The sequence below is a fragment of the Mycobacterium lacus genome (assembly GCF_010731535.1).
GTDB lineage: Bacteria > Actinomycetota > Actinomycetes > Mycobacteriales > Mycobacteriaceae > Mycobacterium > Mycobacterium lacus.
In genome coordinates, this window is the sequence record NZ_AP022581.1 from 4,455,043 (window position 1) to 4,480,720 (window position 25,678).

25 protein-coding genes and 5 pseudogenes are annotated in these 25,678 nt (G+C 67.2%); 19 read left to right on the forward strand and 11 right to left on the reverse strand.

What is annotated here, in order from left to right; all coding sequences use genetic code 11:
• The 4 genes from G6N24_RS20470 to G6N24_RS20485 all read left to right on the forward strand — a co-directional run bounded on the left by G6N24_RS20470 (position 1) and on the right by G6N24_RS20485 (position 3,288).
• Positions 1-564: a UGSC family (seleno)protein gene (locus G6N24_RS20470; RefSeq protein WP_085161761.1), complete on the forward strand. Its 564-nt coding sequence runs from the start codon at positions 1-3 to the stop codon at positions 562-564.
• Positions 561-1,748 (forward strand): CaiB/BaiF CoA transferase family protein, encoded by a 1,188-nt coding sequence (locus G6N24_RS20475; RefSeq protein ID WP_085161762.1) that lies wholly within the window; start codon positions 561-563, stop codon positions 1,746-1,748. Before G6N24_RS20470 ends, G6N24_RS20475 begins: the two co-directional genes overlap by 4 nt.
• Before the next feature lies 1 nt (position 1,749).
• Positions 1,750-2,949 (forward strand): acyl-CoA dehydrogenase family protein, encoded by a 1,200-nt coding sequence (locus tag G6N24_RS20480; RefSeq protein WP_085161763.1) that lies wholly within the window; start codon positions 1,750-1,752, stop codon positions 2,947-2,949.
• Positions 2,950-3,018: 69 nt separating this feature from the next.
• Positions 3,019-3,288 (forward strand): nickel-binding protein, encoded by a 270-nt coding sequence (locus G6N24_RS20485; protein ID WP_085161764.1) that lies wholly within the window; start codon positions 3,019-3,021, stop codon positions 3,286-3,288.
• 3 nt (positions 3,289-3,291) lie between these two features.
• Here the strand turns inward: G6N24_RS20485 and G6N24_RS25415 are convergent, their stop codons facing one another.
• Positions 3,292-6,201, reverse strand: coding sequence for an ATP-binding protein (locus G6N24_RS25415; protein ID WP_085161765.1), 2,910 nt, complete (start codon positions 6,199-6,201; stop codon positions 3,292-3,294).
• Positions 6,202-6,325: 124 nt separating this feature from the next.
• Here G6N24_RS25415 and G6N24_RS20495 point away from each other — a divergent pair, with 124 nt between their 5' ends.
• The 4 genes and pseudogenes from G6N24_RS20495 to G6N24_RS20510 all read left to right on the forward strand — a co-directional run.
• Positions 6,326-7,717 (forward strand): FAD-binding oxidoreductase, encoded by a 1,392-nt coding sequence (locus G6N24_RS20495; protein WP_085161766.1) that lies wholly within the window; start codon positions 6,326-6,328, stop codon positions 7,715-7,717.
• 65 nt (positions 7,718-7,782) lie between these two features.
• Complete coding sequence (locus G6N24_RS20500) at positions 7,783-9,255, forward strand: PE family protein (protein WP_163745583.1); 1,473 nt, start codon at positions 7,783-7,785, stop codon at positions 9,253-9,255.
• An 82-nt stretch (positions 9,256-9,337) separates the two neighbouring features.
• A complete protein-coding gene (locus G6N24_RS20505; protein WP_269151260.1) occupies positions 9,338-10,192 on the forward strand; it encodes a sigma 54 modulation/S30EA ribosomal C-terminal domain-containing protein in 855 nt (284 codons plus the stop codon).
• Positions 10,193-10,635 (forward strand): annotated as a pseudogene (locus G6N24_RS20510) (pyridoxamine 5'-phosphate oxidase family protein); the annotation flags it as partial. It lies immediately after the preceding gene.
• Positions 10,636-10,650: 15 nt separating this feature from the next.
• On the opposite strand, the gene G6N24_RS20515 reads toward G6N24_RS20510, so the two are convergent.
• Positions 10,651-11,481 carry a PaaX family transcriptional regulator C-terminal domain-containing protein gene (locus tag G6N24_RS20515; RefSeq protein ID WP_085162315.1) on the reverse strand — a complete coding sequence of 277 codons (831 nt, stop codon included), beginning with the start codon at positions 11,479-11,481 and terminating at the stop codon, positions 10,651-10,653.
• A gap of 52 nt (positions 11,482-11,533) precedes the next feature.
• Here G6N24_RS20515 and G6N24_RS20520 point away from each other — a divergent pair, with 52 nt between their 5' ends.
• The gene (locus G6N24_RS20520) at positions 11,534-12,727 is read left to right on the forward strand and encodes an aromatic ring-hydroxylating oxygenase subunit alpha (RefSeq protein ID WP_179963449.1); all 1,194 of its coding nucleotides are present in this window, start codon (positions 11,534-11,536) and stop codon (positions 12,725-12,727) included.
• Positions 12,728-12,800: 73 nt separating this feature from the next.
• On the opposite strand, the gene G6N24_RS20525 is transcribed toward G6N24_RS20520, so the two are convergent.
• Complete coding sequence (locus G6N24_RS20525; protein ID WP_139822558.1) at positions 12,801-13,619, reverse strand: polysaccharide deacetylase family protein; 819 nt, start codon at positions 13,617-13,619, stop codon at positions 12,801-12,803.
• Positions 13,620-13,870: 251 nt separating this feature from the next.
• Positions 13,871-14,029 (reverse strand): annotated as a pseudogene (locus G6N24_RS25030) (hypothetical protein); the annotation flags it as partial.
• 155 nt (positions 14,030-14,184) lie between these two features.
• Here G6N24_RS25030 and G6N24_RS20535 point away from each other — a divergent pair.
• Complete coding sequence (locus G6N24_RS20535) at positions 14,185-14,658, forward strand: SRPBCC family protein (RefSeq protein WP_085162318.1); 474 nt, start codon at positions 14,185-14,187, stop codon at positions 14,656-14,658.
• 25 nt (positions 14,659-14,683) lie between these two features.
• On the opposite strand, the gene G6N24_RS20540 is transcribed toward G6N24_RS20535, so the two are convergent.
• Positions 14,684-15,094, reverse strand: coding sequence for a TetR/AcrR family transcriptional regulator (locus tag G6N24_RS20540; protein WP_232070618.1), 411 nt, complete (start codon positions 15,092-15,094; stop codon positions 14,684-14,686).
• A gap of 60 nt (positions 15,095-15,154) precedes the next feature.
• Between G6N24_RS20540 and G6N24_RS20545 the strand changes: the two genes are divergently transcribed.
• Both G6N24_RS20545 and G6N24_RS20550 read left to right on the forward strand, forming a co-directional pair.
• The gene (locus G6N24_RS20545) at positions 15,155-15,355 is read left to right on the forward strand and encodes a hypothetical protein (RefSeq protein ID WP_232070619.1); all 201 of its coding nucleotides are present in this window, start codon (positions 15,155-15,157) and stop codon (positions 15,353-15,355) included.
• 132 nt (positions 15,356-15,487) lie between these two features.
• Positions 15,488-17,716 carry an NADP-dependent isocitrate dehydrogenase gene (locus G6N24_RS20550; RefSeq protein WP_085162319.1) on the forward strand — a complete coding sequence of 743 codons (2,229 nt, stop codon included), beginning with the start codon at positions 15,488-15,490 and terminating at the stop codon, positions 17,714-17,716.
• Positions 17,717-17,729: 13 nt separating this feature from the next.
• Here the strand turns inward: G6N24_RS20550 and G6N24_RS20555 are convergent, their stop codons facing one another.
• Positions 17,730-18,767: an LLM class F420-dependent oxidoreductase gene (locus tag G6N24_RS20555; RefSeq protein WP_085162320.1), complete on the reverse strand. Its 1,038-nt coding sequence runs from the start codon at positions 18,765-18,767 to the stop codon at positions 17,730-17,732.
• 331 nt (positions 18,768-19,098) lie between these two features.
• On the opposite strand from G6N24_RS20555, the pseudogene G6N24_RS26135 reads away from it, so the two are divergent.
• The 4 genes and pseudogenes from G6N24_RS26135 to G6N24_RS20580 form a co-directional block, all read left to right on the forward strand.
• Positions 19,099-19,251 (forward strand): annotated as a pseudogene (locus G6N24_RS26135) (PadR family transcriptional regulator); the annotation flags it as partial.
• Positions 19,252-19,281: 30 nt separating this feature from the next.
• Positions 19,282-20,229 (forward strand): NAD(P)/FAD-dependent oxidoreductase, encoded by a 948-nt coding sequence (locus G6N24_RS20570; protein WP_085162322.1) that lies wholly within the window; start codon positions 19,282-19,284, stop codon positions 20,227-20,229.
• 79 nt (positions 20,230-20,308) lie between these two features.
• A pseudogene (locus tag G6N24_RS20575) lies at positions 20,309-20,539 on the forward strand (TetR/AcrR family transcriptional regulator); the annotation flags it as partial.
• 27 nt (positions 20,540-20,566) lie between these two features.
• Positions 20,567-21,778 (forward strand): acyl-CoA dehydrogenase family protein, encoded by a 1,212-nt coding sequence (locus G6N24_RS20580; protein WP_085162323.1) that lies wholly within the window; start codon positions 20,567-20,569, stop codon positions 21,776-21,778.
• Positions 21,779-21,792: 14 nt separating this feature from the next.
• On the opposite strand, the gene G6N24_RS25040 is transcribed toward G6N24_RS20580, so the two are convergent.
• Positions 21,793-22,056 carry a hypothetical protein gene (locus G6N24_RS25040; RefSeq protein WP_232070859.1) on the reverse strand — a complete coding sequence of 88 codons (264 nt, stop codon included), beginning with the start codon at positions 22,054-22,056 and terminating at the stop codon, positions 21,793-21,795.
• On the opposite strand from G6N24_RS25040, the gene G6N24_RS20585 reads away from it, so the two are divergent.
• The 3 genes and pseudogenes from G6N24_RS20585 (at position 21,941) to G6N24_RS20590 (ending at position 22,955) form a co-directional block, all read left to right on the forward strand.
• Entirely contained in the window at positions 21,941-22,300 is a 360-nt protein-coding gene (locus G6N24_RS20585; protein ID WP_232070835.1) for a hypothetical protein, read from the forward strand. The genes G6N24_RS25040 and G6N24_RS20585 overlap by 116 nt on opposite strands.
• Before the next feature lie 152 nt (positions 22,301-22,452).
• Positions 22,453-22,539, forward strand: a pseudogene (locus G6N24_RS25955) (VapC toxin family PIN domain ribonuclease); the annotation flags it as partial.
• Positions 22,540-22,688: 149 nt separating this feature from the next.
• Complete coding sequence (locus G6N24_RS20590) at positions 22,689-22,955, forward strand: YdeI/OmpD-associated family protein (RefSeq protein WP_085162338.1); 267 nt, start codon at positions 22,689-22,691, stop codon at positions 22,953-22,955.
• A 31-nt stretch (positions 22,956-22,986) separates the two neighbouring features.
• On the opposite strand, the gene G6N24_RS20595 is transcribed toward G6N24_RS20590, so the two are convergent.
• The 4 genes from G6N24_RS20595 to G6N24_RS20610 form a co-directional block, all read right to left on the reverse strand.
• Positions 22,987-24,423, reverse strand: a complete 1,437-nt coding sequence (locus G6N24_RS20595) for an FAD-dependent monooxygenase (RefSeq protein WP_232070836.1) — start codon at positions 24,421-24,423, stop codon at positions 22,987-22,989.
• Between the two features lie 222 nt (positions 24,424-24,645).
• Positions 24,646-24,948, reverse strand: a complete 303-nt coding sequence (locus G6N24_RS20600) for a type II toxin-antitoxin system PemK/MazF family toxin (protein WP_163745584.1) — start codon at positions 24,946-24,948, stop codon at positions 24,646-24,648.
• A 35-nt stretch (positions 24,949-24,983) separates the two neighbouring features.
• Positions 24,984-25,217 carry a hypothetical protein gene (locus G6N24_RS20605; protein ID WP_085162327.1) on the reverse strand — a complete coding sequence of 78 codons (234 nt, stop codon included), beginning with the start codon at positions 25,215-25,217 and terminating at the stop codon, positions 24,984-24,986.
• 106 nt (positions 25,218-25,323) lie between these two features.
• Positions 25,324-25,677 carry a hypothetical protein gene (locus tag G6N24_RS20610; RefSeq protein WP_085162328.1) on the reverse strand — a complete coding sequence of 118 codons (354 nt, stop codon included), beginning with the start codon at positions 25,675-25,677 and terminating at the stop codon, positions 25,324-25,326.
• Between the last annotated feature and the right edge of the window lies 1 nt (position 25,678).

The following is a 25,678-nucleotide window of genomic DNA, read 5'->3' on the forward strand; positions in this document are numbered from 1 at the left end:
GTGACCGGCTTTGTCTATGACCCTTGCGGTGTGATCGAGGTGGAGGCCATTCCCACCGCTCCCCGGCCGAGCACCACCGAGGGCCTGCGCCTGGGCGTGCTGAGCAACACCAAATGGAACGCCGCCAAGTTGTTGCGGGCCACCGTGCGCGAGTTGGCCTTTCACGGGCTGACGTTCGCCTCGGTCACCTACTACGACAAGCACCACTTCTCCTCGGATGCCAATCCCGAGCTGATCAGTCAGATCGCGGCCGAAACCGACGTCGCGCTCACGGCGATCGGCGACTGCGGCTCGTGCACCTCGTCATGTGTCAACGACGCGGTGCGCCTGGAAGCGGCGGGGGTGCCGACGGCGGTCATCGTTACGACTGAATTTGAAAACGAGGCACGTCTGCAGCGCGAGGCGCGCGGCATGGGCGACCTCGAACCCGTGGTCGTCACCCATCCGATCAGCAGCCTGACCCTCGAACAGCTGGACGGCCGCGCCGCCGAGGTCGCGCCCCAGGCCCGCCGGATCTGGTTCGGCGAGGTCCCAAGGGTGTCCGGGCCGGTAGGCGCACGATGAATCAGATTGTGCCACAGCCACTCTCGTCGTTGTTGGTGGCCGATTTCTCCCGGGTGCTGGCCGGGCCGTTCTGCACGATGACCCTCGGCGACCTGGGCGCCGAGGTGGTGAAGGTGGAACGGCCCGAAGGCGATGACACCCGGGCGTGGGGGCCTCCGTTCGTGGACAAGGAAAGCACCTACTACCTGGGCGTGAATCGCAACAAGCGCAGCATCGTGCTCGACTTGCGCGACACCGATGACCTGCGGGTGGCCAGGACTTTGGCCGGGCACGCCGACGTGCTGGTGGAAAACTTCCGGCCCGGAACCATGGCGCGGTTCGGTCTGGATGAGCCCACACTCCGCGAAGCCAACCCGGAGCTGGTGTATTGCAGCATTACCGCGTTCGGACCTGCGGCGGGGCAGCAATTGGCCGGCTATGACTTGCTGGTCCAGGCGCTGGGCGGGTTGATGAGCGTCACCGGGCCAGATTCCGATAGCCCGATAAAGGCCGGCGTCGCTCTCGTCGATGTCCTGGCCGGCCTGTTCGCCACGGTGGGCATCTTGGCGGCGCTGCGTGAGCGCGACCGCTGTGGGCGGGGCCAGCACGTCGAGATCAACCTGATGTCGGCGCTGCTGTCGGCCCTGGCCAACCAGTCGGCCAGTTATGTGCTGGCCCAGCAGATCCCGCGCGCGATGGGTAACGAGCATCCCAGCATCGCCCCTTATGACATGTACGCGACCGGCGATGGGATGATCGTGCTCGCGATTGGCAACGACAAGCAATTCGGCCAGCTCTGCGACATCTTGGGCATCCCCGAACTTGCGCGGGACGGCCGTTTCCTCACCAACGAGCTGCGGGTGCGCCATCGAGCGTCATTGCGCCGGAAACTGGAACGCGCACTGGCCGCCCACCCGGCCGGTCATTGGACCCGGGCCCTAGGCGCGGCCGGCGTTCCCTCCGGAACGGTCAACAACATCGCCGAGGCCTTCGCCCACGCCGAACGTCTTGGCCTGCAACCGATCCGGAGCACCGCCGACGGGGACGCCCGGCTGGGCCGCCAAGTGGCCAGCCCGATCAACCTGTCCGCCACACCGGTGACCTACCGCACCCGGGCACCGCTGCTGGGCGAACACAGTACCGACATCCGTGCCTGGCTCGCCGAACTCGATGAGGGGCGCAAGAATACGCGAAAAGGAGCATGAGATGACCACCGCAGCAGATGCGGGATCTGACGTCAGAGCGCCCCTGACGACGCACGATTTTTTGGCGATCGACAGCAGCTTGTCCGATGAGGAACGCCTGATCCGCGACACCGTCCGCGCGTTTGTCCGCCGGGATCTATTGCATCAACTGCCTGATGCCTACACCCAGGGGCGCCTACCCGCGGGATTCCCCACCGCCGCAGGGCAACTCGGCCTGCTCGGCATGCACCTGCACGGCTACGGGTGCCCCGGGACGAGCGCGGTGTGCTACGGGCTGGCCTGCATGGAGCTCGAGGCCGGCGACAGCGGCCTGCGCAGCTTCGTCTCCGTCCAGGGATCGCTGGCGATGTTCGCCATCTGGCGCTACGGCAGCGAGCTACACAAACAAACCTGGCTACCCCGCATGGCGAAAGGCGTGGCCATCGGATGCTTCGGACTGACCGAACCCGATGCCGGCAGCGACCCGGCCGCCATGCGCACCACCGCACGTCGTGAGGACGACGGGTGGGTGCTCAACGGCACCAAGATGTGGATCACCAACGGCGACATCGCCGATGTGGCCATCGTCTGGGCCAAAACACCCGACGGCATCCGCGGATTCGTGGTGCCCCGCACCACCCCCGGCTTCAGCACCCACGAGATCACCCACAAGCTATCCCTGCGCGCCTCGACCACCTCCGAACTGAGCTTCGACGACTCTCGGCTGCCGGCCGATGCGGTGCTGCCCCAGGCGTTCGGCCTGCGCGCGCCCCTATCGTGTCTGACCGAAGCCCGATTCGGCATCATCTGGGGAGCCGTCGGCGCGGCCCGCGCCTGCTACGAAGCCGCGCTCGCCTACGCCAGCACCCGCACCCAATTCCGCAGCCCCATCGCCGGATTCCAGCTCACCCAGGCCAAGCTCGTCGACATGCTCACCCACGTCAACAACTCCTACCTGCTGGCCCTCCACCTGGGCCGGCTCAAAGACGCCGGCCAGCTGCACCCCGAACAAGTCAGCTACGCCAAACTGCACAACGTCGACAAGGCGCTCAACGTCGCCCGCACCGCACGAACCATCCTCGGCGCCAGCGGAATCACGCTCGACTACCCCGTCATGCGCCACATGGCCAACCTCGAATCCGTCCTCACCTACGAAGGAACCAGCGAGATCCACACCCTCGTCGTCGGCCGGGCCGTCACGGGTATCGCGGCATTCCACTAACCGGGAACGGCTGCGCACAGATTCTTCACCGCGTAGGTTCGACCCTACGAAACCCAAGAGGAGTCCGCCGTGCCGATATTCATGGTCGAGCGCAACTACGCCGAGGTATTGGAACCCAGCCTCGAGGTCGCCGATGGAATCAATCGGATCAACGAGCAGGAGGGCGTTCGCTGGCTGTACTCGTTTCTGTCAGCCGACAAACGAAAAACATACTGCCTCTACGAGGCACCCACACCGGAGGCCATCAGAATCGCCGCCGCGCGCGCCGGTCTTCCCGCCGACGTCGTCGTCCAGGTCAGCGATCGCGTCATGCCGGACGGCGCCCTGGCCGACATCTGATTTTCAGCCGAGCAGCTCGTGATCGGCGGCGTACATCGCGGCCTGCGTACGATTCGCGGCGCCGGTCTTGATCAGGATGCTGCGAACATGGTTGGCAGCCGTGTTGGTGCTGATGTAGAGGCGTTCGCCGATCGCTCGATTACTCAGCCCAGCGGCCAGCAGCCGCAACACTTCGACCTCTCGTTCCGTCAGACCATCGGGCCCCTGGAGATCCCGGGTCAACAGCGAGTCCACCAGGTCGAGAACCCGGGCCTGGCCGATCGGCGCCGCCATGCCGCGGGCCTCGTCGGCCAGGCGGCGCGCCTCCTCGATGCGACCGCGGGATGCCGCAAACGACGCCCGCCGGGCCAGCGTCTCCGAAACATGAACCACGGCGCCCATCCGCCGGTCCATCACCAGCGCCGCGTCGAAATGACGCTCTGCCGCATCGTTTTCACCGCCAAGCGCCGCGATCCGGGCAAGATAGCGGTCGGCACTGCCGAACAGCGCGACGAACTGGCCGGCCACCAGGTTCTTGCCGGCGTAGCGCGCCACGAAAGGTCGCAGGGCGTGCACCGCTTCGCGGTTGCCCAGCTCCAGCGCCGCCTCGAGCATGAAGACCAGCTCCATCGGCCACTGGGCCTCCTCGGTGTGATCGCCGAGATTGCGGTTCAGCAGCTGATTCAGCGCGCGGGTCATGCCACGTTCGCAGTCGAGCTCGGTATACAGCGCAAGCAAGCCGGGCAGCCAGCGGCCGGCGAACGTTTCGCTGCCGTCCACGAACCCGCTGAATCTCTTTAGGCCCCCGGTCTCGCGGCGGATCATGAACATCTGGACCCCGTGCGAGCCCTCGGTCCCGTCTACGCCGAACGAGCTACCCGTGCGCACGGCGATGTCGGCCCATCCCTCAGCGCCCGCGAAGTCGCCGCGCAGATAGGCCAACGCGTGCTCCAGGCACGCGCGGACAAAGCCGTAGAACGGTTGTCCGCAGGCCTGGACCGCGCGCCGCATGTCGGCGGCCGCCGCGGCCAGCTCCTCGGGCCGGCCCGCCAGATAGCTGACCATGGCACGGAAGTGCGACGCCGAACCCAGCGCGTCGTAGTCACGGCCTGCATGCGCCGCGCGCACGAGCTCGGCCGATCGTTCCGACTGGATTTCGCACATGTCCGGGGCGAGACCGTGCCAAAGGCTCGTCGTCAAAGCGTGCTGCGACGCCTTCGGATCGTCGGCTGCCCGTGCGAGTTCGACTGCGCGGTCGCCGATTTCACGGCCGCGCGCCGCCTCGCCGGCGAATGCCAGCGCCCTCCCGAAGCTCGCGAGAGCCTGCACGTAGCGCGGGTCCACGGCATCCAATCCACAGGATTCCAGCGCCGAGGCCAGCAGGTCGGCTGCCTTCGAGTCGGCCAGCCCCGGACGCCAACTGGCGTCCTCGTAGCCGATGGCGGCCTCTAGCCGGATGAGCGGGTCGTCCATCGCGCTGATGCGTTCGTAGGTGACCCGCGCGCGGGCGAAATCACCGGCGCGCACGTGGTTCGCGGCCGCGCGGAGGTCCATCGCTGCCCGATCCGCAAGGCTCAGCTCGGGCAGCGACGCCACCCGCTCGAACCATTTCGCCGCGTCCTCATAGGCCAGGCTCTGTTCGGCCATCCGGGCCGCCCTGTGCGCGTATCGCAACGCCTGTTCGTGGTAGCCCAGCACGTGCGCCCGCAGGTAGTGGTTGGCCAGGCGGGGAACGACCGACGGGTCCGCGCGACCCTCGAGCGCTTCGCCGGCGCGCGCGTGCATGATCCGCAGCCGGGAGGCCGCCATCCCGCCGACGACGGCCTCGCGGGTGAGGGCGTGCACGAACGCGAACTCGCCGTCGGAGTCGTTGACCGCCCGGATCAACCCGACGCCTTCGGCCGAATCGATCGCCGCCAGCGTCGCGGGTAGATCGGCCTCGCTGGCGGCGAACAGAGCCGGCAAATCGAACGTTTCGCCCAGCACCGCCGCCTGCTCGATGACCCCGCGGCCGGTGGCACCCAGCCCGCCGACGCGGCGCGCGATGGCATCTCCGATCGATGCCGGAACGGTCTGTTGCACGCTCAATGTGCTTATCCCGCCCCGGATTTCCAGGTCGTTGACCAGCTCGGTCAAAAAGAACGGATTGCCGCCGGTCTTGTCGCGCAGCAGGGCCGCCGCCGTGCGCGCCGGCGCCGGGGCCAGATGCTGGGTGTGGCGGACGAATTCGGCGATCGCCTCGGTGTCCAGGCCCCCGAGATCGAGGCGCCGGATGCCGTCGAACCGGTACAGTTCGGCCAGCCGGGTGAGGAGCTCGTCGGAACGGTCCGGTTCGGTGGTACGGAAAGTGGCCACCACCAACATGCGGGCATCGGCGCAGCCGAACAGCACCTGTTCGAGCATCGCGAGGGTGGGCGGCTGCGCCCAATGTAGGTCGTCGAGGATCAACGCGATCGGGCGATCGATCGCCAGGCGCCGCAGGAAGCCGGTCAACGCGTCGAAAAGGGCGCGCCGGGCCGCGCCGCCGTCGTCGGCCGGGCCGGCGTCGGGCAGATGCCGATCCACCTGGGTTGTCAGCAGCCGCAGCTGTGGTCCCGCGTCCGCCAGCGCGTCCGCCAGCGAACCCGGTGGAGCGGCGATCAGCAGGCGATCCAGCGCCTCGGCGAACGGCGCGTACGGGACGTCGGCGTCGGCCGTCGAGCTGCCGACGAGGACGGCGACGTCGTGGTCGACCAGCGTCGCGGCCACCTCGGCGGCCAGGCGCGTCTTGCCGGCCCCGGGTTCACCGCCGATCAACACCGCCTGGCGGTTGCCGCTCTCAACGCGCTCCCAGGCCTGCTCGAACGCCGCGAGTTCGGCGGCGCGACCCACCAGCGGGCCGCGGCGACGTGCGATCAGTTCGGGCGGAAGCGGTGGTGGCCCCCACTGCGCCATGCTGTCAACGTAGTAGGGCTGCCGTCGGGCGGTCGATAGTCAGATCTGACTATCGTGGGCTCGCCTCGGAAATGCCTCGTTGTGGTCATGACGTGTGACCCGGTCGGCCCGTAGCGTCGCGGGCATGAGCCTCACCACCGAAACCGATGAACTGCGAGCCAGGCTGGGTGGGCAGGTAATCCTGCCCGGCGACCCGGGATACGACGAGGCTCGCGCCGTCCATAACGCAATGATCGACAAGCGGCCGGCGGTGATCGCGCGCTGCGGATCCGTCGCCGACGTCGGGGCCGCCCTCGACTTCGCACGTACCGCCAACCTCTCGGTCGCCGTTCGCGGCGGCGGCCACAACGGCCCCGGTTTCGGCACCGTCGAGGGTGGCCTGGTGATCGACCTGTCGCCGATGAACGGCATCGACGTGGACCCCGACCGGCGCGCCGTCCGGGTCCAAGGCGGCGCCACCGGGGGTCAAGTGGACGCCGCGACCCACGCGCATGGTCTGGCCACGCCGACCGGCATCATCTCGACCACCGGCATCGGCGGGCTCACCCTCGGCGGCGGCCACGGCTACCTGTCCCGCAAGCACGGGCTGACCATCGACAACCTGCTGCAGGCCGAGGTGGTGCTGGCCGACGGGCGGGTGGTGACGGCGTCCGAATCCGAGCGCCCGGACCTGTTCTGGGCGCTGCGCGGCGGCGGCGGAAACTTCGGCGTGGTCACCTCGTTCACGTTCCGCTTGCATCCCGTGCACAGCGTGATCGGCGGTGCCACGGCGTGGCCGGCATCGGCCACCGCCGACATCCTTCGGTGGTACCGGGACTTCATCCCCGCCCAAGACGAGGATCTCTACGGGTTCTTCGCGGCCATGACCGTCCCGCCGGTGGCGCCCTTCCCCGAGGCCTTCCACCTGCACAAGGCGTGTGCCGTGGTGTGGTGCTACACCGGTGATCCGGCCCGGGCCGATGAGGCGTTCGCGCCGGTCCGGCAGATGGAACCCGCCTTCGACGGTCTCGGTGCGGCCCCGTACCCGGCGCTGCAGTCCGCCTTCGACGGCCTGTATCCGAGGGGATTGCAGTGGTATTGGCGCGGCGACTTTTTCCGGACCGTCGCCGACGGTGCATTGCAAGCCCACGCCCGCTTCACCGAAGAACTGCCGACGATGCACTCCACGATGCACCTCTATCCGGTCGACGGCGCCGTTCATCGGGTGGGGCAGACCGACACCGCGTGGGCGTACCGGGACGTCAACTTCTCACAGGTCATCGCGGGGGTCGATCCCGACCCGGCCAACGCGGAGGCGTTGCGGCGCTGGACTGTTGACTACTGGGACGCGACCCACCCGTACTCGGCGGGCGGGGCCTACGTGAACTTCATGATGGACGAGGGCCAGGACCGAGTGCGCGCGACCTACGGCCCGAACTATCGGCGGCTCAGCGAGGTCAAGGCCGAATACGACCCGGGCAACGTGTTCCGGATCAACCAGAACATCCAGCCGGCGCCGTCGGCGCAACAGCGCTAACGACAGCGGGCGACAAAACCTGCCACGGCCCAGCAGTTGGGTCATGACTCGTAAGGAGATCTCAAATGTCGTTTGTGATCGCGGCGCCGGACAGGCTGGTCGCCGCCGCTTCGGACTTGGCCGGCATCGGGTCGGCCCTCGGTGTCGCCAACGCGACCGCGGCGGCCCATACAACGGAGCTGCTGGCTGCGGGCGCCGATGAGGTGTCGGCGGCCATCGCGGCGCTATTTTCTGCCCACGGCCACGCGTATCAGACTCTCAGCGCCCGGGCAGCGGCGTTTCACGCCGAGTTCGTGCAGGTATTGACCGCTGGTGCTAGCTCGTATGCCAGCGCTGAGGCCGCCAACGCCTCACCGTTACAGCAGCTACTCGACGTGGTCAACGCGCCCACCCAGGCGCTGTTGGGGCGCCCGCTGATCGGCAACGGTGCCAACGGGGCCCCGGGCACCGGCGCCAACGGCGGCGCCGGCGGGATTCTCTACGGCAACGGCGGGGCCGGCGGCTCGGGAGGCCCCGGCCAGCGGGGTGGCGACGGCGGGGCGGCCGGGCTGTTCGGCAAGGGCGGCGCCGGCGGCGCCGGCGGAAATTCAACGGCTGGCACCGGCGGGGCGGGCGGGACCGGCGGCGCGGGCGGGCTGTTGTTCGGCACCGGCGGCACCGGCGGCACGGGCGGGACATCAGGCACCGGGGCTGGCGGGGCCGGCGGGGCAGGCGGCGTCGCCGGTCTGTTCGGCACCGGCGGAATCGGCGGCGCCGGCGGGAACTCAACGACGGGCAACCCCGCCGGAAACGGCGGGGCCGGTGGTTCCGGCGGGCTGTTCGGCGACGGCGGCGCCGGCGGGGCCGGCGGCACGACCGGCGGCACCAGCGGTGGGGACGGCGGGGCCGGCGGGGCCGGCGGCACGCTCGGTGGCTCGGGCGGCGTCGGGGGTACGGGCGGGCGAGGCAATATTGCCGGCGGGTTAGGCGGTGCCGGGGGTAATTCCGGATTCCTCTACGGCACCGGCGGCACCGGCGGCACCGGCGGCACCGGCGGCGTCGGCGGCGGGATTGGCGGGGCCGGAGGCAACGACGGCGGGCTCTTGGGCGCCGGCGGCGCGGGCGGCGCCGGCGGGTTCGGCGGCACCAGCGGCGGGTTCGGCGGGGCCGGCGGGGACGGCGGCATGCTCTTCGGCGCGGGCGGCGCAGGCGGCGCCGGCGGGGCCGGGGGTACCGCCGGCGGGGCCGGCGGGGGCGGTGGTGCCGCCGGCTTCTTCTGGGGCGACGGTGGGGCCGGCGGCATCGGCGGGTCCGCCAACGTGTTCGGCGGCGACGGCGGCGACGGCGGCAAGGCCGGACTAATCGGCACCGGCGGCGACGGTGGGGCCGGCGGCGCCGCGGCGAAAGGCGGCACAGGCGGTAAGGGCGGCGATGCCGTGCTGATCGGCGACGGCGGTCACGGCGGCAACGGCGGGTCCGGTGCAACCACCGGCGCTGCCGGCAAGGGCGGCAGCGGCGGGTCGCTGCTCGGAGTGGACGGGACATCCGGGCTGCCCTAGCCGCCCAGGGGACAAGGTGACACAGACCACACCGGTTCGGGACCTTTGGCCCTGTTCGTGTCATGCGCCTTCCAGCCACGCTGTGGGATCGGCCCTGATTCGCGAGTTGACGAAGGTGGAGCGCACGTGGGATCGCGTCGTCGTGTGTGAACCCGCGCCATCGTCGCTGCGGGAGTTCCCCGACGTCGTCGTCCTGCCCGGTCGCGGAGTCTCAGGTTCGCGGGCCCAACAGCTCGCGTGTGCGGTGGGTCGAGTGTTGGCCCATCGTGGGATCACCGGGGGTGCTCGGGTTCGGCTGACCGTCACCAGCCTCGCCGACGGGGCCCTGCTGGTTCAGGTCAACCTTCGGGTCGGGGACACCCCCACACGGATGCAGGCCATGACCGCGGGTCCCGACGATCTGTCGCCCGCACTGCTCAGGCTGGATCGTCAGATCGCCCGGGCGTCGGCGCCGTGGCGCCCCCGGCCCTGGCCCGACGAGATCCGCCAGATGGCGACCGCGCCCGTCGACGCGCCCGTCGCACGTCGCAAGCCGGTCGTGCTGCGGCGCGTCACCCCGTTGGAGGCGGTCGCGGCGATGGATGCGATGGACTACGACGTGCATTTGTTCACCGACGCCGAGACCGGAGAGGACGCCGTGGTCTATCGGGGCGGACCGTCGGGACTGCGGCTGGCCCGCCAGCGCCGCGTGTATCCCCCCGGATGGTCGTGGTCACCGGCCGCGGTTGCCCCGCGGGTGCCGCTGATTGTGAATTGCCGTCCGACGCCGGTTCTTGCCGAGGCCGACGCGGTGGCGCGAGTGTGCGAGCACGGCCTGCCGTTCCTGTTCTTCACCGACCTGGTCACCGGGCGCGGCCACTTGCTGTATCGGCGCCACGACGGGAACCTCGGGTTGATCACCCCCGTCGGCGGCGGCAGTGCGGGCGGTGCGACATGATCCAGGACGGCGGCACCAGCGTCGTCCACGACGTCGTCGAACTCGATCGTGACGAGGCGATGCGATTGCTGGCCAGCGTCGAGTATGGGCGGGTGGTGTTCACCGCCGACGCGCTGCCGGCGATCCGCCCGGTCAACCATCTTGTCGATGACGGTCGCGTCATCATTCGCACCCGCCTGAACCGCAAGCTGTCCGTGTCGGTGCGATCGAGCACCGATTCCAGGGTTGTGGTGGCCTACGAGGCCGACGACCTCGATCCGCAGCGGCGCGCCGGCTGGAGCGTTGTGGTCACCGGCTGGGCGATCACGATCACCGACCCCGAGCAGGTCGCCCGTTATGAGCGGCTGCTGCACCCCTGGGTGAACAGCTCCGACACCGTGATCGCGATCGAACCCGGGACCGTCACCGGCATCCGCATCCTGGGCAACACGCGCGCGCGGTGACTTCGCTGCGTGAGATCAGCGGAACGCACCGCTCATTCGTCGCTTGAATGCGTCGTCGAAACGGTGGTATGTGCTCCGCAACATGGGCCCGGGCCAGTGGTCGCCAATGAGCTCGACGGGCAGCAACGGGTCGAGCTGGAGATGCCGGACCACGGCGATCGATAGGGCGAACGCGTAGGTGAAGCTATCGGACGAATCATCGCGCGCGCGGCTATCGAGCGCCTCGTTCATCGCCTCGATGAGGACCCGAGCATCGTCCTCCCATCCGTCGAGGTAAAACAGCGTTCGCACCCTGTCGGCGGTAATGTCGGTCGCCGCGCGGTGAAAGTGCGTGCACTGGCGGTCCAGCACCGCTCGTGATATCGGAAGCCGTTGCGGGTCAAGGTTGTCCGGTCGTATCCACACGCCTTCCCGAAGTTCGGCCAGGTGCAGCGCCGTCGCCGCCTTCCTCAGTTCGAGGCGATCGGCCGCCGACCGACGATCCAGCGAGACGATTGCCAGCTCCCAGGTTCCGTCCCATTTGTGGGCGGCCGCGTCGTCGATCCGGGACGCCTCGTCGACACGCTGGCGGCGCTCCAACAAGCGGCCGGCGAGTGCGTAGCTGCCGCCGTCGCCAGTGAGTTCGCCATTGGAGACCATCCGCCACAGACAGGTGCGGGCCGCGCCGTCGCTGATGCCGAACAGGGAAGCCACGGCGACCAACTCCCCCACCGTGAGACGGGCCTGGTCGGACCCCAACAGGGCCGACGCGAGCACCGAGCGCGCGCTGAGCGGTCGGTTGCCGATCAGGTCGCGCACGCGGGATCGCGGTACAGCGGGCACACATGTATCTTCACCGACGACCATGCGTATCACTAAATCATTGACGCGTGATGCCAACAGTGTGACACTGACATGCATGGCTTTCCCAACAACGTCGTTGGTTGCGGACGACGCGGAGATCGTGCGGCGGGTCCTCGCCCATATCGACGCAGGCACCACCGATGAGGGAGCGACGTGGCGTGAGCCCGTCGACAATTACCTGAACCCAGGACGGTTCGCCGAAGAACTCCGGTTGCTGCGCGCGCTGCCCAGCGTATTCGTTCCCTCCGCGACCATCCCGAACCCGGGCGACCACGTCGAACGCACCGTTTTCGGGGTGCCCCTATTCGCTGTGCGTGGGCGCGATCGGCGGGCGCGGGTGTTCCGCAACGCGTGCCGGCACCGCGGTTTCGCCCTAGTCGAGGCCGCCGGGTGCTCCCGCGCGCTGGTGTGCCGCTACCACGGCTGGACTTATCGTCTCGACGGTTCGTTGTCGCATGTGCCGCATGCGGACGCTTTCCCGGATCTGGACATGTCGGCGCGCGGTCTGGTCGAGGTCACCAGCCGCGAAGTGGATGGGCTCATCGTCATCGACGCACTCGACCCCGCGGCCGCAGATGGCAACGAGGCGATGCGGTGGCTAACCGACGGGACCCCGTGGCGCGACAAGCTTCTCCCGGCGCAGCGGTTCGTGTACGCGGATTCCACCCTGCGAGCGATGAATTGGAAGGTGCTCGTCGAGCAATTCCTGGAGGGATACCACATCCGCTCGACGCACAAGGACACCTTCTACCCGGTGCAATACGACGACCTCAACGTGGTCGAGACGTTCGGCCCGAATTGCCGAATCACGTTCCCATACCGCAATATCGAGCGGCTCCGCGACCGTCCTGAGAGCACTTGGACGACCGACGCGCGGGTGACATATCTATATCAGTTGTTCCCCAACGTCATGCTGGCAACGTTCCCGGACCTGATCCTTATGGTCGCGATCGATCCGGTGGACGTCGACCACAGCACGGTCGTGATGTATTCGATGGTGCGGCCCCCCAGGGGCGACGGCGCCGAGCGCGCATCGCGTGATCCCGGACCGAACAACCCGGAAGGTGCGGTCAGCTTCATCGCTCGTGGCGCGGTGGAAGACAACGAGATGTCGGCGGGTGTGCAACGCGGGTTGCACGCCGGCGCAAACGCATTCGTGGAGTTCGGTCGGCACGAGAGCGCGATCGGACACTTTCACGCCACCCTCGATGCGCGTCTGGCTGGTTTCACCGCGGCACAGCGGCGGTGAGTCATATCTGCGACACCAGCTCCCATGCGGAAGTGGCTAGCAGCTTGCCCACGCGCTCGGAGCGATTCCGTCGCTAAGGCGTTTTGAGGAACACGTCGTTGAGGGTGACGGTACGAAGATTGCGGGAGCGGATGACCTCGACCAGCTGCGGGTAGACATGGGTGACCGGCAGGTGGTTGAGGTGTCCGATGACGATGGCTTGTGGGGTGAAGAACTGGTCGGCCATCTTCACGATGTAGTCCTCGGTGATCAGCGTCGAATCCGAGAGCGAGCCCGACCATAGGACCGGGACGGTATAGCCAAGATCGGCGGCTACCGCGTCAACATCGGCGTTGTGCTTTGCGTACGGTGGCCGCCAATACGGTTTCGCGCCGACGCCGTAGGTGTTCTTCAAGAATTCGTCATTGCGGGTGAGCTGTTGGGCGATTTGACTTTTCGTGAGCGTGGTCAAATCGGGATGTGACCAGGTGTGGTTGCCGAGCTCGATCTGCCCGGAGTCAACCAGCGGCCGAAGTAACGCCTGATTGTCGGTCCACGAGTCGTAGGTTCCGTTGACGAAGAATGTCAGCCGCACGCCGGCGTCCTTGGCGAACTGCGTGTAGGCGCGCACCACCTCCGTGTTGACGCCGTCGTCGACGGTGAGCGCAAGCAAATCGCCCTTGCCGGGAAGCTTGGTCAGTGCGCCACCGCCGGGCAGCGGGATCCGCGCGCTCAGGGGTGGTGGCGGCAACAAGCGCGGGTAGATGGGTGGGCCGGAAGTGGGAACGGCACCGGCGGGCGCCTGGGCAAACGTTCGCGGTTGTGGGTCTACCATGCACCGAGCCGCACCCACGCCGACAACGGTGGCGGCGGCGAGCGACCCGAGAAAACGGCGCCGACTTAGCTCCGTCACGGAATGGTCTCGATCAGGCGTGAACCGGACGCGACTCCTCGCAGGTGGAGACGGGTGCGCGGCACACCGGGCACGTCCCCAACGGGAATGCCCGCGTTGCCAGAAGTCGCCGCCACAGCAGCGAACCGTACCACCTGCGGGGCCAAACGCCATGTTGCTTGCGGGAGCGTCGGCTGTCGGTTCCCTGGGAAGACCCCGCAGTGGCCGCGACGTGTCGTCGAGCCCACAACCGGGCCGCGGTGCGATGCCGGTCACACGCACCGAAGATGTGGCACCGCTTCGCCGTTCGCGGTCGCTCGCAGTGGCGTCTCTGCCTTGATGCCGCTGGCGAAGGAGCGCAGGCGCAGGCTGTTGCCGACGACGAAAACGCTAGAGAATGCCATCGCGGCACCGGCAAGCATCGGGGCGAGCGTTCGGCGGGCGAGCCGGATCGCGTCCGTTGCGACGCGTAGATCGCCACCCCTACATACCCCGTGGGGGTGTCCGCGTCAACGGGATTTTGCCGCCGGTGAACGGCTCGGCGTAGCCTCGATCTGGCGCTGCCGGGCAGACGAAAGGAGACATCATGACTGTCACCGTCGTGGATGCGGGACCGCAGCGAGTATGCCGGTCGGTGGAGGTCGCGGCGCCGGCGGCCGAGCTGTTCGCGATGGCCGCCGATCCCCGGCGCCACCACGAGCTGGACGGATCGGGCACGGTTGGCGACAACATCAAAGCACCGGCGGAACTGGTTGTAGGGTCAAAGTTTTCGACGAAAATGAAGATGTACGGCCTGCCCTACCGCATCACCAGCACGGTCACCGCCCTCAAACCGAACGAACTGGTCGAATGGCGCCATCCGATGGGCCACCGCTGGCGATGGGAATTCGAGTCGCTCTCGCCGACGCTGACCCGGGTCACCGAGACGTTCGACTATCGCGATGCCGGCGCGCTCAAGAACCAGCTGAAATATTACGAGCGCATGGGTTACGCGAAGGGCAATGCGGCGGGCATCGAGGCGACGCTGGCCAAGCTGCGCGATCGCTACACCGCGCAATAGGTGGTCGTGCTGGCCGGGATCGGGTTCAGCAGTCCGTGGGTTTCATGCGCGCGAACAGCGTTCCCCGGATGAGCTTCTTGGCCGAGCCCAGCGTGGCTTCATAGTCCTCCGGCGGCAGACTGGCCGCCCGCTCGGATAGTCCGCGCGTCAGCGCACAGATCGCCTCCACCGCGGCCGCGGGGCCGGTGTCCGAGGACAGCACCCCCTGAACCCGAGCGTCATCGACGATCTCGGTGACGACGTCGCGCGGCGCCCGGGATCCGGGGTATTTTGCGGCGCCGCGCCGTTGCTGGACAGCGGTTTCGGCCCGCACCGCCCGCAGGAACGCGGCCAGGTAGGGATAGTCGCGTATCAACCGTTTCGACTCGTCTAGCACCGCGTCGAGTCGGTCGACGACGTCATCGGACCGCGCCGCGGCCGCTCGCAGCCGCGGCAAGACGATCTCCTCGATCTCGTCACCGGCGCCGACGTGTCACCGGACGGTTCGGAATTGGCTGTGCGCACCTACGACCGTGTCCTGCCATGGAATCGGGACCCGTCCGAGCCGCTCTGGGCGGCGTTACAACAGCCGGCGGTCACCGCGCCGACGCCGAACGAGTCGCAGGGTGAGGCGATCGGCTTTCATCCGGACGGAAACGGTTACGTGACGGTAAGTGAGGGAACGAACCAGACTCTGCACAACTACGACGCCCCGTAGGGCGGGCTCGTTGCGAATGGCTCGGGTAGACCGTGCCCGATCGCGCTCTCGTCAGTAAGGTCGAAGACGCATCGAAGACGCAAACGCGGAGCCCCTCGAAATCTGACCGCCAGCGACGCCGGGAGAACAATCATGAGCGCCGACCAGCCGACCATCATCTACACGCTGACCGACGAGGCGCCCATGCTGGCGACCTACGCCTTTCTTCCTGTTCTGCGCGCCTTCGCCGAACCGGCGGGCATCACCATCAAGGTCAGCGACATCTCTTTGGCGGCACGCATTTTGGCCGAGTTTCCCGACTACCTGACCGACGAGCAGAAGGTGCCGGACAACCTGGCCGAACTGGGCCGGCTGACGCACCTACCAGACACCAACATCATCAAGCTACCGAACATCAGCGCCTCGGTACCGCAGCTGGTGACCGCTATCAAGGAGCTGCAAGCCAAGGGCTACAAGGTTCCGGATTATCCGCAGGACCCGAAGACCGACGAGGAAAACGAACTCCGAAGGCGCTTCGCCAACGTGTTGGGCAGTGCGGTGAACCCGGTGCTTCGGGAAGGCAACTCGGACCGTCGCGCGCCGAAGGCGGTCAAGGAGTACGCGCGCAAGCACCCGCACAGCATGGGCGAGTGGTCGATGGCCTCGCGCACGCACGTCGCGACCATGCGGCACGGCGACTTCTATCACGGCGAGAAGTCGATGACGCTCGACCGCGCGCGCGACGTGAAGATGGAGCTGGTGACCAGGGGCGGCGAGACGATCGTGCTCAAGCCCAAGGTCGAGCTGCTGCAAGGCGACATCATCGACAGCATGTTCATGAGCAAGAAGGCCCTGTGTGAGTTCTACGAGGAGCAGATGGAGGACGCGCGCAAGACCGGCGTGATGTTCTCCCTGCACGTCAAGGCGACGATGATGAAGGTCAGCCACCCCATCGTCTTCGGACACGCGGTGCGGGTTTTCTACAAGGACGCCTTCGCCAAGCACCAAAAGCTGTTCGACGAACTGGGCGTGAACGTCAACAACGGGTTGGTCGATCTCTACAACAAGATCGAGTCGCTACCCGCGTCGCAACACGACGAGATCATTAGGGACCTGCATGCCTGCCATGAGCACCGCCCCGAGCTGGCCATGGTCGATTCGGCCAAGGGAATCTCGAACTTCCATTCGCCCAGTGACGTGATCGTGGACGCTTCGATGCCCGCGATGATCCGTGCCGGCGGCAAGATGTACGGCGCCGACGGGCGGCCCAAGGACACCAAGGCCGTGAACCCCGAGTCCACTTTTTCCCGCATCTACCAGGAAATCATCAATTTCTGCAAGACCAATGGCGCCTTCGATCCGGCGACGATGGGCACCGTCCCCAACGTCGGCCTCATGGCGCAGCAGGCGGAGGAGTACGGCTCACACGATAAGACGTTCGAGATTCCCGAGGACGGCGTCGCCAACATCGTGGACCTCGCGACCGGGGAGGTGCTGCTCACGCAGAACGTGGAGGCTGGCGATATCTGGCGCATGTGCATCGTCAGGGACGCACCGATCCGCGACTGGGTCAAGCTGGCCGTCACCCGTGCGCGGAACTCCGGCATGCCGGTGCTGTTCTGGCTGGACCCGTACCGGCCGCACGAGAACGAACTGATCAAGAAGGTCAAGACGTATCTGAAGGATCACGACACCGAGGGCCTCGACATCCAGATCATGTCGCAAGTGCGTTCCATGCGTTACACGTTGGAGCGGCTCATCCGCGGGCTCGACACCATCGCGGCCACCGGCAACATCCTGCGCGACTACCTCACCGACCTGTTCCCGATCCTGGAGCTGGGCACCAGCGCCAAGATGCTGTCCATCGTGCCGCTGATGGCCGGCGGCGGCATGTACGAAACGGGAGCCGGCGGTTCGGCGCCCAAGCACGTCAAGCAACTGGTGGAAGAGAACCACCTGCGCTGGGATTCGCTTGGTGAGTTCCTCGCGCTGGGCGCAAGCCTGGAAGACATGGGCATCAAGACCGGCAACCCGCGAGCCAAAATCCTGGGCAAGACCCTCGACGCGGCGATCGGCAGGCTGCTGGAAAACGACAAGAGCCCGTCGCGCAAGACCGGTGAGCTCGACAACCGGGGGAGCCAGTTCTACCTCGCCATGTACTGGGCGCAAGAACTTGCCGCGCAGTCCGATGACAAGGAGCTGGCCGAACACTTCGCCAAACTGGCCGATGCGCTGACCAAGAACGAGACCGTCATCGTCGCCGAGCTCGCCGAGGTGCAGGGCCAGGAGGTCGACATCGGCGGTTACTACGCGCCGGACAGCGAGAAAACAACGGCGGTGATGCGGCCGAGCAAGACGTTCAACGCAGCGCTGGAGGCATGAGATCAGCCGCGTCCTATAGCAGTTCGCGTAGCCTCTCGATGAGCTTGACCCGCTCGGCCGGCGTGCCGGCCAACGGCACCACGTTCAAGGTCGTCACCCCCGCCTCGCGGAACGCCGCCAATCGTTCCTTGACAAATGTAGGAGTGCCGATCAGGTTCACGTTCCGCACGAGTTCGTCGGGCACGACCGTGGCGGCCCCCTGTTTGTCGCCGGCCAGGTACAGCTCTTGAATACGGTCGGCCTGCGGTCCGTAGCCATACTTGGTGGCCAGGGCGTGATAGAAGTTCTTGCCCTGGGCGCCCATTCCGCCGATATAGAGCGCCAGGTGGGGTTTGACCAATTCGCGTAGCGGTTCGACGTTTTCGCCGATGGCCAGCACCGGGCCTGCGTACACGTCGAGCCGCCCCAGCGCAGGGTCCCGCTTGGCCTGGCCGGCGGCCAGCGCCTGGCCCCACACCTCCCGCGCCTTCTCGGGCAGATAAAAGATCGGTTGCCAGCCCTCGGCGATTTCGGCGGCCAATTCGACGTTCTTGGGCCCCAGCGCGGCCACCAGTATCGGGATGCGTTCCCGGACGGGGTGGTTGATGAGCTTGAGCGGTTTGCCAAGTCCGGTGCCGCGGTCGGCGGGCAGCGGGATCGTGTAGTACGTGCCCTGGTGGTGCAGATTCTCGCGTCGCCACACCTGACGGCAGATCTCGATGACTTCGCGGGTGCGGGCAATCGGGGCGTCATAGGGCACACCGTGGAAGCCCTCGATGACCTGTGGGCCGGAGGCGCCCAGGCCGAGGGTGAACCGGCCGTCGGAGACGTAGTCGAGACCGGCCGCGGTCATCGCGGTCAGGGTGGGCGTTCGGGTGTAGAGCTGCAGGATGCCCGAGGCCAACTGAACCCGCTCGGTGACGGCCGCCAGGTAGCCGAGCGCGCTCACCGCGTCGAACGAATACGCCTCGGGGACAAAGACAATGTCTAACCCGGCGCGTTCGAGGTCGGCGACTTCGGCGGCCACGTCCTTGAAGCCGCCCGCGTAGTTGATGGCCAGTCCGATCCGCATGGCTAGTTCGCAGCCACTTCGACGGCTTCCGCCGGGCTGGTGGACACCACGTCGTGGGCCAACAGCGACTCAATGGCGGACCCGTCGCGCGGTTCGACCGCCTTGCGGAACGGGTTCATCCCACACCTCGCATGGTCGACTTGTTGAGTGGGTGTGGTTGACCGTAGAGGGCGCGGCGCGATGTGTCTATACGTGATTAATCACGTTATTGATTATTTGCATCGCGTATTATCTGCCGATGCCGCTCCGTGACGCCGTGTTGGCCGCACCTGTTGACGGCGAATCGTCCGGATACGACCTGGCCAAGGGCTTCAATGCCGCGGTGGCGAACGACGTCCGCGCGGAGCAGGAGTGCCTCGCCAAGGCCGAACGGGTGGGCCCGTACCTGACGCTGCTGCGCGGAATATCGGTTGAACAAGCGAACATTCGCTGGGCCGAGCAAGCGCTGACGACCATCGAGCGCCGATATCCTCGCCGGACGTGAATTCGGATTTTTCTTCCAGGAGCGTTGGGCATGATCGTCATCATTGGCGCCGGAATATGCGGGCTCGCGGCCGCCTATGAGCTGTCGCGGCGCGGGAAACACGCGATTGTGTTCGAGCGCGCCGAGCCATTCGCCGAACAGTCCGCGGGGTTGGCGCGGATTTTCCGCATCGCGCACCGGCGTCCGGCGCTATGCCGGCTCGCGATCAAGGCCCGCGTCGGCTGGCAGCGCTGGGAGACGGAGTTCGGCACCGGACGGCTGCTTGGCTCCGAGGGATTCATCGCCGCCGGTCCCCGCGACGACACCGCGGCGGCGATGCGGGACGCCGGCGCTGCGTTCTCCTGGGTTGACCGGGCCGCGATCGCGTCGCGGATCCCATTCGCGGCCGCGCCGTGGGAGACCGGCGTTTTCGACCCGCTCGGCGGCGGCCTGCGAATCCGGCGGGCGCTGACCGCCCTTGCGCGGCGGGCGGACATCCGCCGCGGCGAGGTGGTGACGGTCGCCGACGATGGCTCGACGACCCTTGCGGACGGCACCATGGTGCGCGCCGACCACGTGCTGATCTGTGCGGGCGTCCAAACGCCCGCGCTCTTCGGTCCGCTTGACGTCGACTTCGCCCCGCACACTCGATTCACCTACGAGGGCGCTGATGCCGCCGGCGCCGCGTGCTTGTCCGCGCCCGAAGGATACGGACTGCCGCTGGGCAGCACCGGCCGCTGGGCCTTCGGGCAGGAGGTGCCGGACCCCGCGACCGTGCGCGCGCTGTTCCCGTCGCTGAGACCCGTGGGCCAGGTGGACTGCGTCACGGTCCGCGCGCCCTGGCTCGACTCCGGCGGCGACGGGTGGAGGGTGGCGCGCCGCGGCCGCGTCGTCGCGTTCGTCGGGAACAACCTCATGAAGTTCGGGCCCCTGCTCGGCGAACTGCTCGCGGAGAGCATGTTGACCGACGAGCTGCCCAGCGACCTGATCGTTTCGTAAGGGGCGGTTTGCCGCAGCGGTGGTGAGTGAGTACTCTCTCGCCATGCCCGCCTCCGGACGGGAGCGGCTGCTGGCCGCCGCGCTGAAGCTCTTCGCCGACGAACTGGTCGCGTCCAATCGCTTTGGCCGCACGCGCATCCCGGCTCCCGAAGCGGCCGCGGCCGTCGCGATCGGATCGCTGTCCTATGCCGCCACGCTGCAGGCGCTGACCGGCCGCTTGTCCGGCAACATCGATGAAGATCGCCGTTTCGAGGCGTGGCACCAGACGGTCGGCGTCCTCGCGCGGCACACCAATCGGCAGAACCGTTAAACACCAAACTATTTCAGGAGCGCAGCCGTGACTTTCTCACTGCAGTTGAGCGACGACGTGACCGAGGTGCGCGATTGGGTACACGAGTTCGCGACCGAGGTGATCCGCCCCGCCGCGGCCGAATGGGACGAGCGAGAGGAAACCCCGTGGCCCGTCATCCAAGAGGCGGCCAAGGTGGGCATCTACTCCCCCGACTTTTTCGCGCAACAGGCGGCTGAGCCGACGGGGCTGGGCATGCTCACCGCGTTCGAGGAGATGTTCTGGGGCGACGCCGGGATCGCGCTATCGATCATGGGCACTGGGCTGGCCGCGGCGGCGTTGGCGGGCAACGGAACTCCCGAACAATTGGGCCGCTGGCTTCCCGAGATGTTCGGCACATCCGACGAGCCCAAGCTGGGCGCGTTCTGCTCGTCGGAGCCCGACGCGGGCTCCGACGTCGGCGCCATCCGCACACGTGCGCGCTACGACGAGGCGGCCCGCGAGTGGGTTCTCAATGGCACCAAGACGTGGGCGACCAACGGCGGAATCGCCAACGTGCACATCGTGGTGGCATCGGTCTATCCCGAACTCGGCACCCGCGGCCAGGCCACCTTCGTCATCCCGCCGGGCGCCAAAGGCCTGGCTCAGGGCCAGAAGTTCAAGAAGCACGGTATCCGCGCATCGCACACCGCCGAGGTGGTGCTCGACGACGTCCGTCTGCCCGAGGATTTCATCCTGGGCGGCCGGGAGAAATTCGAAGCGCGGATCGCTCGGGTCAAGTCCGGCGCCTCCGCGGGAGGGCAGGCGGCCATGAAGACCTTCGAGCGCACCCGGCCCACGGTCGGGGCGATGGCCGTCGGCGTGGCTCGGGCCGCCTACGAGTACGCCCTCGACTACGCCTGTCAGCGTGAGCAATTCGGTCGCAAGATCGGGGAATTTCAGGCGGTCGCGTTCAAATTGGCCGACATGAAATGCCGGATCGACGCGGCCCGTCTACTGGTATGGCGGGCCGGCTGGATGGCACGCAACAACCAAAGCTTCGACTCGGCGGAAGGTTCGATGGCCAAGTTGGTGGCAAGCGAGACCGCGGTATACGTCACCGACGAGGCCATCCAGATCCTCGGCGGCAACGGGTACACGCGCGACTACCCCGTCGAGCGCATGCACCGCGACGCAAAGATCTTCACGATCTTCGAGGGAACCAGCGAGATCCAGCGTCTGGTGATTTCGCGGGCGATAACCGGCCTGCCTATCCGGTAGCGACCGGCGTCGCCTTATCGCGACACCAGATCAACACGGATCGAACGCGTGGCTGAGATGATGAGGCTCATGGCAGTCCAGCGGGATTCGGCGGTCGCCGTCGACGGTGACACGGTTGTGGGCTCGATAGCCAGCGTGGAAAGCGCAGCGGTCGCCGGATCGGTGGCGACGGCGGGCAGCGTCGCAGTTGCCGGGTCGGCATCGACCGCGGGCAGTGTCGCGGTGGCGGGCTCGGTCGCGACCGCGGGGAGCGTTGCTGTCGCGGGTTCGGTGGGCACCGCGGGCAGTGTGGGGGTGATTGCCAGCGCGGTGACTGCATTATGCGTAGCCGTGCGGGAATGCGTGGCGTGTGTTGCATGTGTCGCCTGCACCCGTTGCGTGGCATGTGTCGGGTGCGTGCGCTGCACCGACTGTGTGGGATGCATCGGCTGCGTGAATTGCTCGGGACTACGGAATGTCAAGGGCGCGAGAAACGTTCGGGCGGGAGAACACCACCCCAGTGCCCGTGGCGAAGCGCCTTGACCGCCAGAACCACCGGCCCGGCACCCCGGCGCGTCCTGTGCCCCGATCCTCCACGACGTACGGCATGTTGGTGATGTATGTTCACTACATACATTGTCAACGTCAGGAGCCTGCCGTGTCGGTGACGCAGATCGACCTCGACGACGATGCGCATTCTCCACGACGACGCCAACTACGAACTGGCCAAGCGCCACCTCCCCGACGTCAGAGCGCGGCACGTCGTTCACGCTGACCAATAGCGGGTTCCTTCGAAGGATGCGGGCCACATCGTTCGGGATTGCGGAATGTGAAGGGCGCCAGAAGTATTCGGGTAGAGTTTGGGGTCCAGCTACAGCGCAGCGTTGAAGCCGTTGCGCGCGCATCACCGCCGCGGGCTACCCTGGGCCTCGTGAGCGGCAACCGAGTGCCCGGTGGGGTGGTACACGAGCTCCCCGCGGACCTGCGCGAGGCACTGGTCGCCAATTCCACGGCGCTCGCTGCCTGGAAGGACATCACTGCGTTGGCACGCAACGAGTTCATCTGTTGGGTCGAGGATGCCAAGCAAGAGACCACCCGACAGCGCCGCATTCGGCGGACTCAGGAGGAGTTGCAAGAGGGCCAGCGCAGGCCCTGCTGCTGGCCGGGGTGCAAGCACCGCGAGCGCACTGGCAGGTGAGCGGTATCAGACCCTGACCGGGCCCGAAAGTCTAGTACTGGGACCCAATAGCCGGCCCGCACCAAGTGGTGAGGGCGTCGGCGAGCCCCGGATGGGGCGCGCCCCCCACCCAGGCAACGTATCCGTCGGGCCGGATCAGCACGGCGGCGGGCGCCGTGATCGTGCCAAGCACCGGAAGTTCCCAGTCGCCAACATATTTCACGTCGACCAACGTGACCCGATCGGCCCACGGTGCAATGTTGATGCCGCCGGGCTCACCGAGGTTGAGCAGCACCGGCCGGGCATCGTGCAGCAGGGTGAATACCCGCAGCGGACCGTTGGCGGTGGCCAGGTCGAGATCGGGCATGCGGCGCCCGAGCAGCGGGTGTCCGTTACCGAGGTCGTAATGAATGTCCAGACCGGACATCATCGCGGCGAACCGTTTGCGAGGCTCGTCCATGCGCAGGAGTTCGGAAACGGTATCGCGCACCGCGTCGATACGCTGGCCTGGGCTAAGCAACGCGGATTGGGCCATCGTGTTGCGCAGCACGCGGGCCGCGACGGGGTGCCGTTCGGCGTGGTAGGTATCCAGGAGGCTGTCGGGCGATGCCTGATTGACCACCTGCGCTAGCTTCCAGCCCAGATTCACCGCGTCCTGCACACCCGTGTTGAGACCCTGTCCACCCACCGGGGAATGCACATGGGCGGCGTCGCCGGCCAGCAGGACCCGCCCGTCGCGATAGGCCGCGGCCTGCCGCGCCATATCGGTGAATCTGGAAATCGAAGTGGGACTGTGGATCCCGTAATCCGTCCCGTATACGGCGATGAGCGCCTCGCTCAGATCCCGCATGCTGGGTTCGCTCGTGCCTCCAGAGTGCTGCTCGGTCACCATGACCCCCACCGGCCCGTCGTCCTCCAGCCTGCTGAAGGCATGGATACCGAAGGCGTCGCGGCGCCGGCCCCATTCCGGTGCTTCGCTCGTGTCGATGGCCAGCTCGACCTCGGCGATGAGGCAGCTCGTCGTCGGATCCGATCCCGGGAAGTCGATGCCGGCTGCTTTACGGACCACACTGCGTCCGCCGTCGCACCCTACGAGATACTCCGCCCGCAGTGACGCGCCGTCGCGCAGCTCGACGTCGACGCCGGTGTCGTCTTGGGCGATGCCCGTCACCTCACGTCCTCGATAGATCGGTACCGCCAGCTCGCCGACCCAGTCCGCCAGGATTCGCTCGATCTGGTTCTGCCGCAGCGCGAGCCCATAGGGGTGCCGGGTGGGAAAATCGCTGATGTCCAACGGAATCCACGCGAACCCCGCGACCTGCGCCACCTGCCCCTCCGAAAGGAACCGATCGGCGATTCCGCGCTGATCGAGGACTTCAATGGTGCGTGAATGCAAACCGCCCGACCGCATGCCAATGAGGTCCTGGCTGGCGCGCCGCTCGACGATGGCAACATCGACCGCCGCTAAGGCCAACTCACCTGCCAACATCAGCCCCGTCGGGCCTCCTCCAACAACCACTACCGCATGATCGAATCCCGGTTCGACCTCTCGGCCTGACCCATCCGATGCCGACCATTGACGCAACTCGCCACCCCCAAATCCAGTGAGTTCTGGGTTCGGCCAGCGATTTTGCGCCGTGCCCCCCGTCTTGCCGCAAGCCCCCATGTCCGTTATATGGTGAAGGTGAGAGGCGCCGCCTTGAGCAACTTCTTACACAATCAGCATCTGAGCCAGCACGCGTCGCACCTCGTTCAGCTCGTCTGCGGAGAGCGCGATTTCGGGTGCATAGCGCCGGAATCGATCGGCGGAGACGGTGCGGATCTGCTCGGTGATTACCCAGCCCCCGCCCGAGCCGACGCGTATCCGGTGCACCCAGCCGGAGCGTTCGACGCTGGTCAACGGCAGCAAGCTGACCAGGTGGCCGGCGGTCAGGTCCAGATGAAACCGCGACGATACCACCAAAGCCGGCCGATCTTTGCCCTGCTCGCGACCCCGCACGGGATCGAAGTCCACGAACCACACTTGGCCCGGTTCGATCGGCGGACGCTTCACCACTCGTCAGTGATTGGCGCGTCGGCGCTGGCGAACTCCTCGGCCTCGGCAACGTATTCCGCCCAGCCCTGCGGATCGGTCTCCCGATAGTGGCGCACGGCGGTCACGGCCTTCGCTTGCCAGTGCTCATCGATCAGCCGGCGCACCGTCTCGTCGGCCGACGCGCCGCCAAACTCCTCCCGCCCAATACGGAGCACCCGCGCCCGGGTCTCATCGCTCACTCGCAACATAACCCCACGGTACTAGACCGTAAACGCAATTGTAAACAATGATGTTTACGCCCTGGGCGCGCGGCCGGCGTTCCGCATCAGGTCTTTTGGTTGTCACAGCATGCGCTTAGGCCGAGCCATGGCTTTGGCGCGGCGAATTGACACCCGCGCCCAGAATGTCGGCAACGACCAGGTCCGCGACTGGCCGAATCGCGGCGCCCTTGACCACAGCCAGACCGCTCACACATCGGTCCTCTGCAAGAACATAAACGATGCCGTCGGTCATTTTGGAGGGTGTCAGGATGCGTAAGTGCAGCATTCCCACAGTGTCGGCGATCAGCGCCTCGAAAGGGCGCAATGGCGCCTTCGATCGTCCACAGGTACATCCCTGCCGGAACCGGATCCGGGCCGCGCCGGCGCGGTTGCGGTAACCGACCTCGACGACCGTCGAACCGCCGCTGCGGATCGCCGCTATGTCCACC